Raw genomic sequence first — 17,090 nt, forward strand, 5'->3', positions numbered from 1 at the left:
TGGTTCAAAAAACAGGTTTAAAACGTTTAAACTTAGTTTTTAGTCGAGTTTTCTTTTTCGATTTTTTTTAATCTTTTATCAATAGAGAAAAGATATGCCAATAAACCAACCAGAATTATAACAATACAGGTAACTACTACGTAAATTTTACCATCGCTACGCAGCTTATCGGCCATTTCTACGCCGTTATCTTGTGCAAATAATTGTACCGTAGCAAGCATTAATATTAGGGAGAAAAGTATCTTTTTCATTTCGTTTTTTTAGTTTTTTGAATGATTAGTTAACCGAGATTTAATCATCGAGCTTTCGGCTTTAATTTTGTTGTTGTTTGTTTTCTATTGAACGTAATCGGAAACGGATGGTGTAAACCCAGTAACCAATTAATATCCAACCTAAGCATGCTGGGTAAAAAACCATACGCATCCGGCTATCTAAATCGTAACTATTAAAACCTGGATTACCTCCATTACCTGGATGTAAAGAATCTTTTAAACGTGGTAAAACGAAAAGCAAAACCACCATCATCGGGAAGGCAAAGATGTTATATATAGCAGAAATTTTAGCTCTTTTTTGTTCCTCATCTATCGCATTGCGAAGAATTAGATAGGCAAAATAGAGTAGTACAGAAATTGCTGCAAAATTTTGTTTAGGATCGAAACTCCAAAACTGGCCCCAGGTATATTTAGCCCAAATGGCTCCAGTAACCAAACCCAGAAGTCCGAAAATAATGCCAGCATTTACACTTTCTACTGCTTTTATGTCGTCAATTTCACTTTTCGAACTTAAAGACTTTATACTGTAAAAAACAGAAATTGAAAACAATACAATCATGGCAAACCACATAGGTACGTGGAAATATAAATTCCTGATTGATTCATTTAAAATAGGTAAGCGTGGAACGCCAAGTAATAAACCTGCAATTGCAGTATAGATTACCAAGACTGAACCTAAAATTTTCCACCAAGTTTTATTCATTATTTTTTGTTGTTTTATTATTGGTTATTTGATTGTTTTGATCCATCATCCATTTTACGTCGCCCGTTAATTAATCTCTCCAAAGATATGGAAATAGCAACAACGAGGTTGCAACGGTTAATACATTTACCAGGAATAGCATGCCAATTTCATCATAACTATTTTCCCATGGCAAACCATCAACTGCATTTTTGGCCAGTTTTATTAAAAGAATAAGTACAGGAATGATAATTGGAAAACTTAAAATTGCCATCAGCATTCCGCCGTTACCAGCTTTACTTGCAATGGCTGAAACCATAGTGAAAACCGTAGAAAAACTGATGCTCCCCATTACTACAGCAACATAATAAAGTAGTAAATCTGGAGGTGTAAATGAATCGAAAACCAAGGTATAAAATCCTAATGCGATGGTGGTTAAAACCAACATTAATATGGTATTATAAACTGTTTTCGATATTAATACCGCAGCTGGGCTTGCTAAAACATAACTGTATAATTGCTGACCTTTGGTTTCTTGCAGAAAACTTTTAGAAACACCGTTTATGGATGCAAAAAGCATAATTACCCAGAATAAAGCATTCCAGGTTAATTTATCGCCAAGACTTACAAACGATAAATAGCAGGTAAAAATAGTAGAAACTACATAAAGCAATACTCCATTGATGGTATATTTGGAGCGCCACTCTAACAGTACTTCCTTATGGATTAAATATTTAACCTCTTTGGCCAGTTGCATAACCGCAAAGATACTTTTATTGGTAAATATTGCGATGGTAAATTGTTGGATTGTTGTAATATTGTCTAAAGTTTAAGCAGCAAAACAGTTTGCCACGGATTACCGTTAAAATTTATCGAGTTGACAAAAAATGAGTTTGCCACTGAAACACCGAATACACGTAAACTTGGCGTTTATATTGTTTTAAAAAATATAATACGATTCCATTTTATTTTGGTAAACTCCGTGTTTCCGTGGCAAAAATAAATTATATGGATTACGCATCGACTATTGAATCGCCGATTGGCAAATTGACCATCTTAGCTGATGATGAATTCGTGTGTTCCATAACTTTTGCAGAAAAAAACATTGATCACTTAACAGAGAACGTTCTAACCAAAAAAGTATCACAGCAATTAAACGATTATTTTAAAGGAAATTTAAAGCATTTCGATTTCCCGATCAAGCAAAAAGGGACTGAATTTCAACAGGAAGTTTGGCAAAATTTATTGGCCATTGCGTATGGCGAAACCACTTCTTATGCTAAATTTTCAGCACATCATCCGTTAGCGATTAGAGCCATTGCGGCAGCAAATGGCAAAAATGATATAGCCATTGTGGTTCCTTGTCATAGGGTTATTGGTAGCAACGGTAAATTAGTGGGCTATGCTGGTGGCTTATGGAGAAAACAGTGGCTGTTGCAACACGAGCGAGAAGTTGCTCAAAAAGGCCAAACAGAACTTAAATTTTAACATATATATATATTGAAGATGACATCAGAAAAAGCCGATACCAAAAATTATTTAAAAGCTGTTAGATTAATCAATATCGAAAACGACGGTTGTTCATTTGAAAAAGGGACAATTCCAACTAGACAACATATTAACGCCAATTATTTCTTTGCTCAAACTGATATTTCTTTGCAAAAAACTTCGCACGCTGCACCTAGAAGACAATATGTAATCACCCTAAAAGGAAAATTAAAATTTCAGGTTACCAGTGGAGAAACTTTCATAATTGAACCAGGAATTATTTTAATAGCAAATGATACCCAAGGTGCTGGCCATACTTGGGAAATTATAGAGGGTGAAGAATGGGAAAGGATTTATATTCCTTTAGAAGATGGTGCTGAAGATTATTTCGAGGCAAACAAAGCACCATAAATTAATTTCATTTCATAAGCTTTTTAACTTTAAAATAATTTATATTTTTGGCTTATACCAAACGCTCCAATGAAATACAATCCAGGTTTACACATTTTATCAGAATTCTCTTCTGATAAAGCGGAACAATTAACTTCTTTCTATGATTGTAAAGACCTTTTCGATGAACTTATTACATCAAATCAGTTAGAAAAAGTTGGAGAGGTTTATCATGATTTTGAAAATGGTGGCTTTACTGCCGTGATCTGTTTAACCGAATCTCATTTATCCATTCATACCTGGCCCGAATTTAAACTGGCCACATTCGATATTTTTCTATCAAATTATCAAAAAGATAATACGCAAAAAGTTAAAAATATCTATAAATCGGTATTGGCTTTTTTTGATGGTAAGGAATTGCAAAAAAATGAAATTGTTCGCTAATGGATAGTTTAGTTAAGCCTTTCTTTAAGCTATCAGAAACAATTAATTGTCCAATCTGCAAAGAAAGCATTGTATTGTATGATGCGCCCCGAAGTAAATTTACGACCTGCTCATATTGCTTTTCTTATTTACAAATCATCAGCAGCGAATTATCTAAGCTAAATAAAGAATTAAAAAAGCCCGAAAAAACTCCTGTATTAAAATTAGGTTCCGTCGCAAATATCCACGACAATGAATTTAAAGTTGTAGCCTATCTGGAAAAAAGGGAAGTTGGCACAATTTACTGCTGGAGAGAGTATATTTTAACCAGCCAAAGTAAAGGCTATGTAACACTTTCTGAATTCGATGGACACTGGAATTTAATTGGTGGAGAAAAGTTTGTACCTAATTTCAAAACACCAATTTCTTATGGCGTAAGTGTTGGCTATAATGATGTTGAATACACCATTTTTAATAAGTACAGCCCTATAGTAACCTCTATGCTTGGTGAATTGGATTGGGATGTTGTAAACGAAAAGGTTAATGCAACAGAATATATTGCCCCGCCATACATGGTTGTAAAGGAGATTACGGGTACTACTAATCTTTCAACCGATTATTATATCGGCGAATATTTAGAACCACAGGTAATTGCAAACATCTTTAATATTGACTTAAGCTTACTCCCTGAAAAGGTGGGAGTCGGTGCAAATCAACCCTCTAAAGAATACGACAGATGGACTTCTTCATTAAAAATTACAGGGATAGCTATTGTTCTTGTGTTGTTATTGCATCTGCTGTTTGGGATAATAAAACCCAACAAAGAATTAGTTAACTCCGACTTTTTGATTGTATATGATCAAAAAACGGGAGGAGATTCTTTTAAATCATTTATTACGCCATCTTTTTATATTGATGACGAATCATCGAATATAGAATTTGAAATTGCTTCGGCAGTAGATAATAATTGGTTGGAAACTACAATTGTTTTAGTTAACGAAGGAGATAATAGAACCTGGGAAGTAAGCAAAGGAATAGAATTTTATCATGGTTATGAAGATGGAGAAAGGTGGAGTGAAGGTTCAACTAAAGAAACAATTCTTTTATCCGAAATACCTAGAGGTAAATATCATTTAAATGTTTATCCATCCTCTGGAGATGTTTATCGAAACAATCTTTATATAAAAGCAACCAGTAATGTTACCATGTGGAGGAATACGCTTTTAACAATATTACTCCTTTGTATTTATCCAGCAATTTGTTGGTATTTAATGCGCAAATTTGAAAAAGGGAGATGGAATAATAGTGATTACTCACCATTTGTAAATGAAGATTAATGGATATAAAACCTATTAAATATTACCTCATTGTTCTGCTAGTTATTATTGGTTATTATAGCTATAGTGGCTTAACTGGCTTGGCATTTTATAAAGACAACGTAGAAAAAAATACAGAGTTCAATGGAAATAAAACCAACTCTGGTCACGTCAACAGATTTTATCATAAATAAAAACAATATGAGTTTAAATGAATTAATCAGCATCAAGTACATCATTGCCTCTTTGGTTTATTCCGTTATAGGGATAATTGTACTTTTTCTCGCATTCTGGGTTATTGAAAAAATTACGCCAGAAAATCTTTGGAAAGAAATTTTAGAAAAGCAAAACATGGCTCTGGCAGTAGTTTTTGCAGCATTTATTATTGCAATAGCGCTTATCATTAGCTCGGCAATACACAGTTAGAATGAACAAAAAACTTCCAGCTCTTTTATTAATTTCTGTATTTGTTGTAGCAACTTGTGGTTTAATTTACGAGCTAATTGCTGGCACACTTGCTAGTTATTTACTTGGCGATTCTGTAACCCAATTTTCTACAATAATTGGCGTGTACCTATTCTCAATGGGTATAGGCTCGTGGATTTCTAAATATTTCGAAAAAAATATTCTTTCCTGGTTCATTCAGATTGAAATTTTAGTTGGCTTGGTGGGTGGTTTCAGCTCAACGGTTCTGTTTCTAGTCTTTGAAAATATTGCCTCATTCAGAATCGTACTTTATGGATTTGTAAGTCTAACAGGAATTCTTGTTGGACTAGAAATTCCACTACTTATGCGAATTTTAAAAGATCGTTATGAATTTAAAGATTTAGTATCAAAGGTTTTTACGTTCGACTATATTGGAGCTTTGCTCGCATCACTGATATTTCCGCTTCTTTTAATCCCTCATCTGGGATTGGTGAAAACGGCATATATGTTTGGTATGCTAAATGTTGCTGTGGCATTAATTGTTTGTTTAAACTTCAAAAAAGAAATTAAAGCATCGAAATATTTACAAGGCGCATCATTTTTAAGTTTAATTGCCTTGCTGATTGGATTTGTTTATGCTGATAAAATTACCAGTTTTTCAGAAAGCCAAACCTATAGCGATACGATCATCTACTCAAAAAGCACACCTTATCAGCGCATTATTTTAACCAAAAAGAATAAAGTTTTGCGACTATTTCTCAACGGGAACCTTCAATTCAGTTCAGATGATGAATATCGTTATCACGAAGCATTAGTACACCCTGGCCTGCAAGCACTTCCCTTTGCTAAACATGTTTTAGTAATGGGTGGCGGTGATGGTTTAGCAGTTAGGGAAATTTTGAAGTATCCTAATATTGAATCTGTAACTCTAGTCGATTTGGATAAAGGCATGACTACGCTTTTTCAATCGAATAAGATTCTTCTGGGTCTAAATAAAAATGCGTTGTTATCACCAAAAGTAAAGGTTATTAATGCCGATGCCTTTAGCTGGATTAAAGCCCAGCGCAAAAAATTCGATTTCATTGTGATAGATTTCCCAGATCCTTCTAACTATGCTGTAGGTAAATTGTACACCAATTCATTTTACACTTTAGTTAAAGGCATCTTAGCCCCCAAAGGTTTAATGGTAATCCAATCTACTTCGCCTTACGTTGCTCCGAAATCTTTCTGGACTGTTAATAAAACCTTAGAAAGTGTAGGTTTAAAAACAATACCCTATCATAATTATGTTCCATCGTTTGGCGAATGGGGTTATATTATGGCAACCGAGCCCGATAATGTTTACAAAAAACCGCAACAATATTTGCATGGACTAAAATTCATGTCGAAAGAAAGTTTAGACTTAATGCTTTTTTTTCCGAAAGATATGAGCAAGGTTGAAACTGACATAAATAAACTAAATAACCAGATTCTGGTAAAGTACTTTGAGGATGAGTGGGCAAACGTTTTATAAAGATGATTTTTCTGCTTATTTAAAAAGGCGTTCGTTTCTTCTAAGGATTGGATTAATAACTGGTGGCATTTTTTTAAACAGTTGTTTTAAAAAACTAAAACCTAACAAGTACAATATTAAAGGGAATTTATTTGGTGCTAATGCAAAAGCCGGTCATATATTACGTGATAAAATAAAAATTCCAGCATCGTCAAAAACCAGGAAAGTCAAAACCTTAATTATCGGAAGTGGTATTTCTGGCTTATCAGCTGGTAGGTGGTTAAAGCAAAATGGCGAATCTGATTTTGAAATTCTCGAACTCGAAAATCATGCTGGAGGAAATGCTCACTTTGGAACCAATCAGATATCGTCCTACCCATTAGGTGCCCATTATATTACAATTGCCAATAATGAGGATAGATTATTTATCGATTTTCTTAAAGAGATAAATATAATTACCCATTTCGAAAATGGTTTACCTTACTATAACGACTATTATTTAACATTCGATCCTGAAGAGCGTTTACTAATTAATGGGGAATGGCAGGAGGGTTTAATTCCTGATTTTGGTGTTCCAGCTGATGATAAAAAACAAATTCGCGATTTTTTATCAGAGGTAGATAAACTTAAAAACACGCAAGGAAACGATGGAAAATATGTTTTCAATATTCCAGTAAATTCATCCTCTAATGATGAAAGCTACAGAAAACTAGATAAGATATCGTTCGAAAGTTATCTTAAAACAAAAGGTTATCATTCGAAATATCTGTTATGGTACCTAAACTATGCATGTAAAGATGATTACGGGCAGAAAATGGATAAAATATCAGCGTGGGCTGGATTACATTATTTTGCATCGCGTAGAGGAAAAGCTGCCAATGCAGAACAGAATGCAATCTTAACCTGGCCCGAAGGTAATGGTTGGATTATGAAGCAATTGGAAAAGGATCTTCAAAGTCATATTAAAACTTCAAATTTATGTTATGACATTCAGCCGAATCCAGACGGAAGTTTAAATGCTATAGTTTTTATTACCCAAAATGGCATTACCGAATCTATACAGTCAGAAAAAATAATTTTATGTTCGCCGCAATTTGTAAATAATCGTTTGCTTAGAAATTTTAACAGAGGGATTGATTATAAACAGTTTAGCTATTCTCCATGGTTGGTTGCAAACATTACAATTAACGAGCTACCAGATTCTAAAGGAATACCTTTATGCTGGGATAATGTTGCATATAACACGGCGTCGGTTGGTTATGTTAATTCAGCACAACAACACCTAAAACTTTCTGAAGACAAAAAAATACTTACTTACTATTTACCATTATGTGATTTTGAGCCATCGATAGCTAGATTAGCCGCCTATACAAGAGATTTCGACCAATGGTTAGACATTATAATTCCAGAACTAGAGATGATTCACCCAAGCATTACAGCAGCCATTGAAAATATAGATGTTTGGATTTGGGGACACGGAATGATTGCACCAACAAAAAACTTTATTTGGAGCGAGTATTTAGAAAAAGCCAAACAACCAATTTCAGATAAAATTTTCTTTGCACATACTGATTTAAGCGGAATATCTATTTTCGAAGAAGCCTTCCATCAGGGAATTAATGCTGCAAAACAAGCTTTAAATTCTAATGGATAAACAGAATCAACCTTGGCTAAACGGCAGAACGAGCGATATAATTTTCATATTATCGCCAGCTTTTTTGTCGTTGTTTTTGGTTTTACTTTTTCCTGCCCAGTTTCAAAATGCTGCTGGAATCCCTTTAGCTTATTGGGTATTGTTAATTGTATTTATCGATGTTGCACATGTTTACAGTACACTTTATCGAACCTATTTCAATCCACTTACCTTAAAGAAACATAGTACACTGCTTCTAATAATCCCAATTGTTTGTTATATAATTGGTGTAATGCTGTATCATTTCGATGCACTTTGGTTTTGGAGAACCCTGGCTTATTTAGCTGTTTATCACTTTATTAGGCAGCAATATGGTTTTATGAGCTTGTATTCAAGAAATGAAAAAAATTCTTCATGGATTAAAGTGATTGATAAAATAACCATTTATGCAGCCACGATTTATCCATTAACATTTTGGCACTTTACTCCTGCTCGAAATTTCAATTGGTTTATTGAGGGCGATTTCTTCTCGTTTCAAAACGAAATAATTATTAAATATACAACAGTAGTTTATTTAATAATTATCGCCGTTTACACAATAAAAGAATTTTTATTAGTGATAAAAACAAAATCTTTCAATGTCCCAAGAAACCTTATTATAATTGGTACGCTTCTATCCTGGTATTTTGGTATTGTTTATTTCAATGGCGATATGGCATTTACTACTTTAAATGTTATCTCTCATGGCATTCCTTATATGGCTCTTATTTGGTTTTTTGAAAAGAAAAAATTAGCTCATCCAAATTTAAGAAGTAAACTAACAAATTTGTGTTTTGGAAAATTTGGAGTTTTCTATTTTCTGGTTATTTTATTTTTATTTGCCTATTTCGAAGAAGGGCTATGGGATGGATTAGTTTGGAGAGAACATCAATCTGTATTTAAACCTTTCGCCAGTTTACCACAAGTTATGGGCAGCGAGCTCCTTACTTTACTTATCCCCTTATTGGCATTACCACAAGCTACTCATTATGTGCTTGATGGTTTTATCTGGAAGGCAAAAAATAAATTTTAGTAAAACCGATGAATCTGTTGTTGCGTAAATAACATTAAACCTTTAATGTTATGAAAACGATTTGCACCATTATATTAATTCTAACCAGCTTTTTTCATGCTGACAAAAACTTACCTGTTGATAAGTTAGATTTAAAAAAATATGCTGGCACCTGGTATTCATTATACTCTATTCCTACTATTTTTGATAAAGGCAGTAGAGAAACTACAACAAAATACACACTTAATAAAGAGGGGTTTTACAATGTTTTAACCACTTACAAAAAACCTAAAGACGAGAAAATCTATTCGAGAAACTCTAAAATGTTTCCATTAGAAGATGGCAGTAATGGCGAGTTGCAAGCGCAGTTTATATGGCCAATTAAAGTTGATTATTGGATTATAGAATTGGCCAATGATTATTCTTACGTAGTGGTTGGTCATCCAGATCATAAATTTCTATTCATTATGAGTCGTAACCAAACGATGCCGAAAAAAACTCATGATGAAATAGTTGCCCGTTGCAAGGCTAAAGGTTATGAAGTTGATAAACTTACAGCGCAGTTTAAAGACTAGTTTGTGCTATAATTTTCTCTCCGCGTTTTGTACTGAAAAGCATAAATAAAACACCAACTAAAAATACAATCCAGCCCCATTGAAAATGAACAACCTTGCCAATTAATTTATTGGCAAAGCCATATTTGGTGTAATTATTTGCCGTAAAGTACACTGCTACAACAGCTAAAGCATACCAAATAGCCATTACGAAGCTCATAAATTTAAACGCGCCTATCTTTCTAATAAATAGCAAAAGAATAGCGATTACGATAATCGCATAAGTAATCATAAACAAGCGAGCGTCTGACTGGTACAAGTTCCAATTGCCTTTAATCGGCACTTTTAACATCGGACAGAAACTAGCTATTACGCATAATAAAATACCTAACCAAGCCCTGAATTTATTTAGTATTAACATATTGTTTTTTGGTTGTTTAGTTGTTTAGTTGTTTAGAAAAAACAAATATTAACTAATTTGTTTGGCATTTTTTAAAGACTAACGAACTACTGTCCCTCAACAATACCCATTTTCTCTGCAAAATGAGCACAATAATCACGTAAATCTTCAACAATTAAAGTTTCGTTAGTTGCTTTCAAAAAGCTATCGCCCATCGTTTGTAACGTTTCATAGAAAAAACGTTTCATTTCATCAACGGGCATATCTTTGGTCCAAAGATCTACTTTTAACGTGTTTTTGTAGTTATGATCCCAAACCGAAAGAAACATGGCTTTTGCGGGTACTTTATCAGCATTTTCCGAATCTGTACTTTCCCAAAGAATATTATCTGGATTATTAGCCTCGTCTAATTCAACTGTTAATTTTATTTCTGCTGTTTTCATATTTTTAATTGATTTCGCCGATTGAGTAGTTTTGACCGATTTCAACCGTTAATTTTTATCGCCGCAAAGATGATTATTTTTTGAATTAATTATTCAGATGAAAGGATTATACCGTTTTTTTTACCTGTTAATTACGCTAATTTTTGAATAATCAACATCAGAATTATGGTAGTCACAACAAAAATCGATTCAACAATCCAAATTCTTTTTAAATCCTTTAATGTAAAACGGAAAATCAAATCGGTAATAAACGTAACCAAAATTAAACAGCCTAAAATAACAAGGTAGAAACCACTCATATCAATATGTCGGGGCGTATTATCTTTTTCAGATAATAAATTAACCACAACCAAGCCAAGCGCTACTGCTCCAACTATATTTAAAGGGGTAATCCTTAAGTTCATTACTTTTTCTTATCGAATTTTTTTCCTTTTTTAAACGATTTAATTTGCTTTCCAGCTTTTGCTTTGGCTTTTTCTCTTACCTTTTTCTCTATCGCTGCAGCATGTTTCTTCTCATGGAAAGCGCCTTTAAATTCAGGATCTTCCTTACGTTTCTGCAGATCGATTTCCTTCGCAATATGCTGGCGTTCCTCATAAGGCGTTTCATCAATGTAAACACCTTCAGGTATTTCGGCCACTGGAATATACTGGCGTATTAACTTTTCAATTTTGCGGATATAATATTTCTCTGCATCGGTAGCAAAAGTAATGGCATCGCCTTTGGCAAAAGCCCTACCCGTACGTCCTATTCTGTGCACATAATCTTCAATGATAATCGGCACATCAAAGTTAATTACGTGGCTAACATCACTCACATCAATCCCTCTACTCGCCACATCGGTAGCAACTAAAACCCGAATATTACCTTCTTTAAAACTATTAATCGAATTAATTCGTGTATTCTGTCCTTTATTTGCATGGATAACGCGAACGTTTTCCGAACCATATCTACGCTCAATAAAACTGAAAATATTATCGGCAACTGTTTTTGTTTTACAAAAAATAATCAAGCGACTAAAAGCCTCATCATTCTTCAACAAATGTTGCAGCAAATTTATTTTTGTTTTAAAATTTGGTACGTAATATAAGGCTTGAGTAACATTTGCTGCAGGTGTAGCCTGAGTCGATGCCTCAATAACCAATGGATTATTTAAGAAATCGCCAGCAATTTTTTGCACCAAATCGCTCATAGTAGCCGAAAAAAGCAAGTTTTGTCGTTTACGAGGCACAATTTCTAAAATTCTATGAATCGAACCAATAAAGCCCATATCCATCATTTTATCAGCCTCATCCAGTACTAAAAATTTTAAACTCTGTGTGTTAATATCACCATCTAGGTATAAATCCAGAAATCTTCCAGGCGTAGCAATCAAAATATCTACTCCTTTTGCAATCTGTTCTTTTTGTGTTTTCGGACCAATACCGCCGAAAATTACCAGCGAACGTAAGTCTGTATAAGTAGAGAATAATTTTACCTGCTCAGCAATTTGCATAGCCAATTCGCGTGTTGGCGATAAAATTAATGCCCTTGGATTTTCGCCCTGAGCATATTTTAATTGCATTAAAATCGGCAAAACAAAAGCCGCGGTTTTACCTGTTCCCGTTTCTGCGATTCCGAAAATATCTTGTCCAGATAATACTGGCGCAATTGCTTTTTCTTGTATCGGCGTGGCAACGGTGTAACCTGCATCGGCAACTGCATTTAAAATTTGCCTGTTTAACTTAAATTCTTCGAACGATTTTGCCATAGCGCACAAAGATAGGCTTTTTAAGCTGAAAGGCTTAAATTAGTCTGAAGTTCGGAGTCTTTAAGTCATGAATTCATAAAGCCAAGATCACTTAAAGATTTAGGGGTAAAGCAATTTCAGTAGTTCTTTAATTACGGTAGTCCTGCTATCGTTCCAATCTTTTTGCAATTGTCAGTCTGAGCTTGTCGAAGACCTGCAACAAAAAGTATTTCCACTTTATCAGGTTTATTTTACTCAAAACAGTGATGCTAAACTCAATTTCTCCCTTTCATCCGCCCAAAACTTTCCACTTTATACTTTCTACTTTATACTAAAACACTACCTTTGAAACCATGAATTCTTACCTGATAAAAGCCGCCACAATTGTAAACGAGGGACAAAAAATTGTTGCCGATGTATTAATTAAAGATGGATTTATTACCAAAATCGGTCAAAATCTTTCTGCACCAAATGCAACTGAAATTAACGCCGAGGGGCAATATCTTTTACCAGGAATGATTGATGACCAGGTGCATTTTCGTGAGCCAGGTTTAACACATAAAGCCGATATTTTTACCGAAAGTATGGCCGCCGTAGCTGGTGGAATTACCTCCTTTATGGAAATGCCTAACACAGTTCCAAATACTTTAACACAAGCGCTACTTGCCGATAAGTATGCAATTGCTGCAGAAACTTCACTTGCCAATTACTCATTCTACATGGGTGCAAGTAACGATAATATCGAAGAAGTTTTAAAAACCGACGCTAAAAATGTTTGTGGCATTAAAGTTTTTATGGGCTCATCAACAGGAAATATGTTGGTTGATAACGAAAAAACTTTAGAAAATATTTTTAGCAAAGCGCCTATTTTAGTAGCTACACATTGCGAAGATGAGGCAACCATTCGTAACAACCTGGCCGAATTTAAGGCAAAATATGGCGATGATTTAACCATCGAAATGCATCCACTTATTCGGAGTGCAGAAGCTTGCTATAAATCATCATCTTTAGCAGTTGAGCTGGCAAAAGCATATCAAACACGCTTGCATATTTTACATATTTCTACAGCAAAAGAAATTGCACTTTTCGATAATACCATTCCACTAAAAGATAAAAAAATTACTGCTGAAGCTTGTGTTCATCACCTTTGGTTTAATGATAAAGATTACGCCACAAAAGGTAATTTTATAAAATGGAATCCTGCAGTTAAAACTGAAGAAGACCAAAATGGAATACTCGCTGGCATTTTAAATGATAACATCGATGTTATCGCTACTGACCATGCACCACATACTTTAGAAGAAAAAAAACAGCCCTACTCGCAAGCACCATCAGGTGGGCCGCTGGTTCAACATGCGTTACCTGCTTTATTAGAAATGCATTTGCAAGGCAAAATTTCATTAGAAAAAATCGTTGAAAAAACAGCACATAACCTGGCTGTCTGTTTCGATATAGAAAAACGCGGTTTTGTTCGTGAGGGATATTGGGCAGATTTGGTTTTGGTAGATTTAAAAGATTCATGGACTGTAACCAAGCTGAATAATTTTTACAAATGCGGTTGGAGTCCTTTTGATGGCGATACTTTTCAAGCCAGCGTAACACACACATTTGTATCAGGGAATTTGGCCTACCAAAAAGGCAGATTCACAACCGACCAGATCGGTAAGCGACTAACTTTTGCGAGATAATGATAAAAGGAAAATCTCTGTATAGTAAAACTATTGTATTGTTCGCATTTACTTTAGCGATTTTCCTATTCGGCTTATTCCCTTCTCTTGTCCAAAAATATTATTCAACAGGCATTTATTATTACATTTCTTCATTACTAAGATTTGTTTCCTCGATTTTCCCATTTGCTATTGGCGATATTGTTTATGCCTTACTAATTGGTTTTGTCGTTTACAGAATCATCAGGTTTTTCAAAAAAAGAAAATCTTTAAAGAAAGAACACAGAATCATTGTTCCGCTACAGATCTTAAACTTTTTCCTGATTCTTTACATCATCTTCAAAATTGTTTGGGGTTTAAATTACAGCAGACCAAGTGTGAGTGAAGAGTTAGGGATTGGAAATGAAAAATATACAGTAAAAGAATTGGTTTTACTTGGCGATTATTTTGTGAATAAGACTAATGATTTAAAACTTAAACAAATCAAAATCCGTGCTTATTCCATCAAATATTTAGAAACGAATTCGGCAAAAGCTTATGATTTAATGGAGAAAAAGAATCCGTTATTTGGTTATCAAAATCCGTGTCTAAAATCAGTTTTAAACTCATGGGTCATCAGCAAAGTGGGAATTGAGGGCTACTACGCCCCACTAACTGGCGAGGCAAATATGAACATGGCCTTGCCTAATTTTGTAAAGCCTTACGTTTCTTGCCACGAAATTGCCCATCAGTTAGGCATTGCTTACGAGGATGAGGCCAATCTTTTGGGCTATTTAACAGCAAGCAATAGCCCTGACGTGAATTACCAATATTCGGCCAATTATGAAATGCTACGTTATATTTTGTTCGAAATCAGGATGAAATCTCCTGATGATTATAAAATACTTCACGATAAGTTATCCGATGGCGTTTTAGCTGACTTTAAAACTGAAAAGGAGTTTTGGCGCAAATATAACGGCGAAATGTTCGGCTACATGGATGCCGCTTTTGATAGTTTCCTAAAACTGAATAACCAACCCAAGGGCATCGACAGCTATCAGGACATTGTGATTTGGTTGTGGAATATACATAAAGATAGGTTGAAGGTTAAGGGTTAAAAGTTTAAAGTTTAGACGCCCAGACTTATAACTCACAACTTGTAACTTTCAACTCACTACCCATGTATCGCCTCTTTCGTTCCAAAACTTTGAATTAACTCGCCTTCAAATTCTAACCATTCTTTCCATCGTTTATCTACATCAACATCAACAGTATATTTACGGGCAAAGTTTAAGAAAGTAGTATAATGACCTGCTTCGGAAACCATTAATTCGTGGTAAAATTTAGCCAGTTCTTCATCTTTAATATTTAAGGAAAGTACACGAAAACGCTCACAACTTCTGGCCTCAATCATTGCAGCAAACAAAAGCCGATCAATAAAAGCCTGGTTTCTGCTGCCATCTTTTTTACTAAACTTAACTAAACGCCCAACATAATCATCTTTTCTTTCACGGCTTAAAGTATAACCACGTTGTTTAATAATGTCGATTACCATTTGAAAATGTTGCATTTCTTCAATTGCGATTGCGGTTAATTCCTCAACTAAATCCTGATGTTCTGAGTTTTGAGTAATTAAAGTGATTGCATTCGTGGCTGCCTTTTGCTCGCACCAGGCATGGTCAGATAAAATTTCTTCTAAATTCGATTCAGCAATATCGGCCCAACGTGGGTCTGTCAATAATTTTAATCCTAACATGTGGTGTTGTAATTGAACTGCAAAATTAAGAATATTTAAGATACGTTTAATATCTCCGGCAGATTTAGAGCATAAACGCAAATTTGGATTTTTAATCTGCGAAAATCACATTTATCTGCGGGAGCAAAAAAAAAGAGCTTATTTTGTAAGAAATGAGTAGAAGCGCTAAAAAATTATTGGTTATTGGATTGGTTTGGCCTGAGCCTACTTCATCGGCAGCGGGAACACGAATGATTCAGCTGGTCGATTTATTTTTGCGCAAAGATTATGAAATCACATTTGCTTCTGCAGCTTCGAAAAGTGATTTCAGTTATGATTTCTCACAAACTTCTGTTATTGAGCAGCAAATAAAGCTGAATGATGAAAGCTTCAATTCATTTTTAAAAACGTTAAACCCATCCATTGTTATGTTCGATCGCTTTATGGTGGAAGAACAATATGGTTGGCGGGTTCAACAAGAATGCCCTGATGCGATTAGAATTTTAGACACTGAGGATTTACATTGCCTGAGAAGTGCCAGACAACAAAGCGATAAAAAACAAACTGAAATTAACTTTTTTTCAGATACCGCAAAGCGGGAAATTGCTTCTATTTTGCGTTGCGACCTTTCGTTAATCATTTCGGAAGTGGAAATGAAAATTCTGGAAGAAACTTTTAAAGTTGATTCTTCTTTACTTTTCTATCTACCTTTCCTTGAAAAAGAAATTACAGCTGAAATGGTCCAAAATTGGATTCCTTTTGAAGAACGAACTGATTTTGTGTTCATTGGTAATTTCCTGCACGAACCAAATTTTAATACAGTCCAAAATTTAAAGACTAAGGTTTGGCCTTTATTACGCAAAAAACTTCCAGACGCAAGCATGAACATTTACGGAGCCTATACTTCGCCAAAAGTTTTGCAGCTGGAAAATAAAAATGAAAAATTCTTTGTTAAGGGCAGAGCATTAAATGCTAAAGAAACCATTGCAAAGCATAAAATTCTTTTCGCTCCTATTCAATTTGGAGCTGGTGTTAAAGGCAAATTTATCGATGCCATGCAAGTTGGAACACCATCTATAACAACTTCTGTTGGTGCCGAAGCTATGAGAGGCGGTTTAGATTGGAATGGATTTATTGAAGATGATGTAGAAATTTCTGTTAAAAAAGCGGTTGAACTTTATGAAAACAAGACGATTTGGCTTTTGGCTCAACAAAATGGAGTTCGAATTATTAACGAACGTTATTCTTCATTACATTTTGCGGAGAAGTTTATTACTGTTATTGACAAATTGGATTTAGAAAAACATCGTCAGAGAAATTTTATTGGTCAGATTTTAAACCATCACACCACACAGAGCACGAAGTATATGTCGTTGTGGATTGAGGAAAAGAACAAAAAGTAAATTACTA

The 17,090-nt window shown here is 34.5% G+C and carries 20 protein-coding genes; 12 read left to right on the forward strand and 8 right to left on the reverse strand.

Annotated features, from left to right (window positions below; translation table 11 throughout):
- Positions 1 to 32: 32 nt before the first annotated feature.
- The 3 genes from ACZZZI_RS00395 to ACZZZI_RS00405 form a co-directional block, all read right to left on the reverse strand.
- Entirely contained in the window at positions 33 to 251 is a 219-nt protein-coding gene (locus tag ACZZZI_RS00395) for a CcmD family protein (RefSeq protein WP_344766135.1), read from the reverse strand.
- 61 nt (positions 252 to 312) lie between these two features.
- Positions 313 to 975: a cytochrome c biogenesis protein CcsA gene (ccsA, locus tag ACZZZI_RS00400; RefSeq protein ID WP_316763860.1), complete on the reverse strand. Its 663-nt coding sequence runs from the start codon at positions 973 to 975 to the stop codon at positions 313 to 315.
- Positions 976 to 1,045: 70 nt separating this feature from the next.
- The gene (locus tag ACZZZI_RS00405; protein ID WP_316763864.1) at positions 1,046 to 1,711 is read right to left on the reverse strand and encodes a heme exporter protein CcmB; all 666 of its coding nucleotides are present in this window, start codon (positions 1,709 to 1,711) and stop codon (positions 1,046 to 1,048) included.
- A gap of 251 nt (positions 1,712 to 1,962) precedes the next feature.
- Here ACZZZI_RS00405 and ACZZZI_RS00410 point away from each other — a divergent pair, with 251 nt between their 5' ends.
- The 9 genes from ACZZZI_RS00410 (at position 1,963) to ACZZZI_RS00450 (ending at position 9,748) form a co-directional block, all read left to right on the forward strand.
- The gene (locus tag ACZZZI_RS00410; protein WP_424057012.1) at positions 1,963 to 2,442 is read left to right on the forward strand and encodes a methylated-DNA--[protein]-cysteine S-methyltransferase; all 480 of its coding nucleotides are present in this window, start codon (positions 1,963 to 1,965) and stop codon (positions 2,440 to 2,442) included.
- A gap of 18 nt (positions 2,443 to 2,460) precedes the next feature.
- Positions 2,461 to 2,853: a cupin domain-containing protein gene (locus tag ACZZZI_RS00415; protein ID WP_463488293.1), complete on the forward strand. Its 393-nt coding sequence runs from the start codon at positions 2,461 to 2,463 to the stop codon at positions 2,851 to 2,853.
- Between the two features lie 69 nt (positions 2,854 to 2,922).
- A complete protein-coding gene (locus ACZZZI_RS00420) occupies positions 2,923 to 3,276 on the forward strand; it encodes an S-adenosylmethionine decarboxylase family protein (protein WP_344766132.1) in 354 nt (117 codons plus the stop codon).
- Positions 3,276 to 4,592 carry a hypothetical protein gene (locus ACZZZI_RS00425; protein WP_463488294.1) on the forward strand — a complete coding sequence of 439 codons (1,317 nt, stop codon included), beginning with the start codon at positions 3,276 to 3,278 and terminating at the stop codon, positions 4,590 to 4,592. Before ACZZZI_RS00420 ends, ACZZZI_RS00425 begins: the two co-directional genes overlap by 1 nt.
- A 123-nt stretch (positions 4,593 to 4,715) precedes the next feature.
- Positions 4,716 to 4,997, forward strand: a complete 282-nt coding sequence (locus tag ACZZZI_RS00430; RefSeq protein ID WP_424057010.1) for a DUF350 domain-containing protein — start codon at positions 4,716 to 4,718, stop codon at positions 4,995 to 4,997.
- 1 nt (position 4,998) lies between these two features.
- Positions 4,999 to 6,510, forward strand: a complete 1,512-nt coding sequence (locus ACZZZI_RS00435) for a polyamine aminopropyltransferase (RefSeq protein ID WP_344766130.1) — start codon at positions 4,999 to 5,001, stop codon at positions 6,508 to 6,510.
- Positions 6,488 to 8,143, forward strand: coding sequence for an NAD(P)-binding protein (locus ACZZZI_RS00440; RefSeq protein ID WP_463488295.1), 1,656 nt, complete (start codon positions 6,488 to 6,490; stop codon positions 8,141 to 8,143). Before ACZZZI_RS00435 ends, ACZZZI_RS00440 begins: the two co-directional genes overlap by 23 nt.
- Complete coding sequence (locus ACZZZI_RS00445) at positions 8,136 to 9,194, forward strand: hypothetical protein (RefSeq protein ID WP_463488296.1); 1,059 nt, start codon at positions 8,136 to 8,138, stop codon at positions 9,192 to 9,194. The genes ACZZZI_RS00440 and ACZZZI_RS00445 overlap by 8 nt, the downstream gene beginning before the upstream one ends.
- A 50-nt stretch (positions 9,195 to 9,244) precedes the next feature.
- The gene (locus ACZZZI_RS00450) at positions 9,245 to 9,748 is read left to right on the forward strand and encodes a lipocalin family protein (protein WP_344766127.1); all 504 of its coding nucleotides are present in this window, start codon (positions 9,245 to 9,247) and stop codon (positions 9,746 to 9,748) included.
- On the opposite strand, the gene ACZZZI_RS00455 is transcribed toward ACZZZI_RS00450, so the two are convergent.
- The 4 genes from ACZZZI_RS00455 to ACZZZI_RS00470 all read right to left on the reverse strand — a co-directional run bounded on the left by ACZZZI_RS00455 (position 9,738) and on the right by ACZZZI_RS00470 (position 12,320).
- Complete coding sequence (locus ACZZZI_RS00455; protein ID WP_316763893.1) at positions 9,738 to 10,148, reverse strand: hypothetical protein; 411 nt, start codon at positions 10,146 to 10,148, stop codon at positions 9,738 to 9,740. The genes ACZZZI_RS00450 and ACZZZI_RS00455 overlap by 11 nt on opposite strands.
- Before the next feature lie 86 nt (positions 10,149 to 10,234).
- Entirely contained in the window at positions 10,235 to 10,570 is a 336-nt protein-coding gene (gene gldC, locus ACZZZI_RS00460; protein ID WP_316763897.1) for a gliding motility protein GldC, read from the reverse strand.
- 131 nt (positions 10,571 to 10,701) lie between these two features.
- Positions 10,702 to 10,974, reverse strand: coding sequence for a hypothetical protein (locus ACZZZI_RS00465; RefSeq protein WP_424057006.1), 273 nt, complete (start codon positions 10,972 to 10,974; stop codon positions 10,702 to 10,704).
- Positions 10,974 to 12,320 carry a DEAD/DEAH box helicase gene (locus ACZZZI_RS00470; protein WP_316763902.1) on the reverse strand — a complete coding sequence of 449 codons (1,347 nt, stop codon included), beginning with the start codon at positions 12,318 to 12,320 and terminating at the stop codon, positions 10,974 to 10,976. Before ACZZZI_RS00470 ends, ACZZZI_RS00465 begins: the two co-directional genes overlap by 1 nt.
- Before the next feature lie 332 nt (positions 12,321 to 12,652).
- Between ACZZZI_RS00470 and ACZZZI_RS00475 the strand changes: the two genes are divergently transcribed.
- Positions 12,653 to 13,987, forward strand: coding sequence for a dihydroorotase (locus ACZZZI_RS00475; protein ID WP_463488297.1), 1,335 nt, complete (start codon positions 12,653 to 12,655; stop codon positions 13,985 to 13,987).
- Positions 13,987 to 15,063: a DUF3810 domain-containing protein gene (locus tag ACZZZI_RS00480; protein WP_463488298.1), complete on the forward strand. Its 1,077-nt coding sequence runs from the start codon at positions 13,987 to 13,989 to the stop codon at positions 15,061 to 15,063. The genes ACZZZI_RS00475 and ACZZZI_RS00480 overlap by 1 nt, the downstream gene beginning before the upstream one ends.
- 56 nt (positions 15,064 to 15,119) lie before the next feature.
- Here the strand turns inward: ACZZZI_RS00480 and ACZZZI_RS00485 are convergent, their stop codons facing one another.
- Positions 15,120 to 15,701, reverse strand: coding sequence for a MiaE family protein (locus ACZZZI_RS00485; protein WP_463488299.1), 582 nt, complete (start codon positions 15,699 to 15,701; stop codon positions 15,120 to 15,122).
- 152 nt (positions 15,702 to 15,853) lie between these two features.
- Here ACZZZI_RS00485 and ACZZZI_RS00490 point away from each other — a divergent pair, with 152 nt between their 5' ends.
- Positions 15,854 to 17,083, forward strand: a complete 1,230-nt coding sequence (locus ACZZZI_RS00490) for a glycosyltransferase (RefSeq protein WP_463488300.1) — start codon at positions 15,854 to 15,856, stop codon at positions 17,081 to 17,083.
- Positions 17,084 to 17,090: the final 7 nt, after the last annotated feature.

This window comes from Pedobacter sp. AC190, from assembly GCF_979258025.1.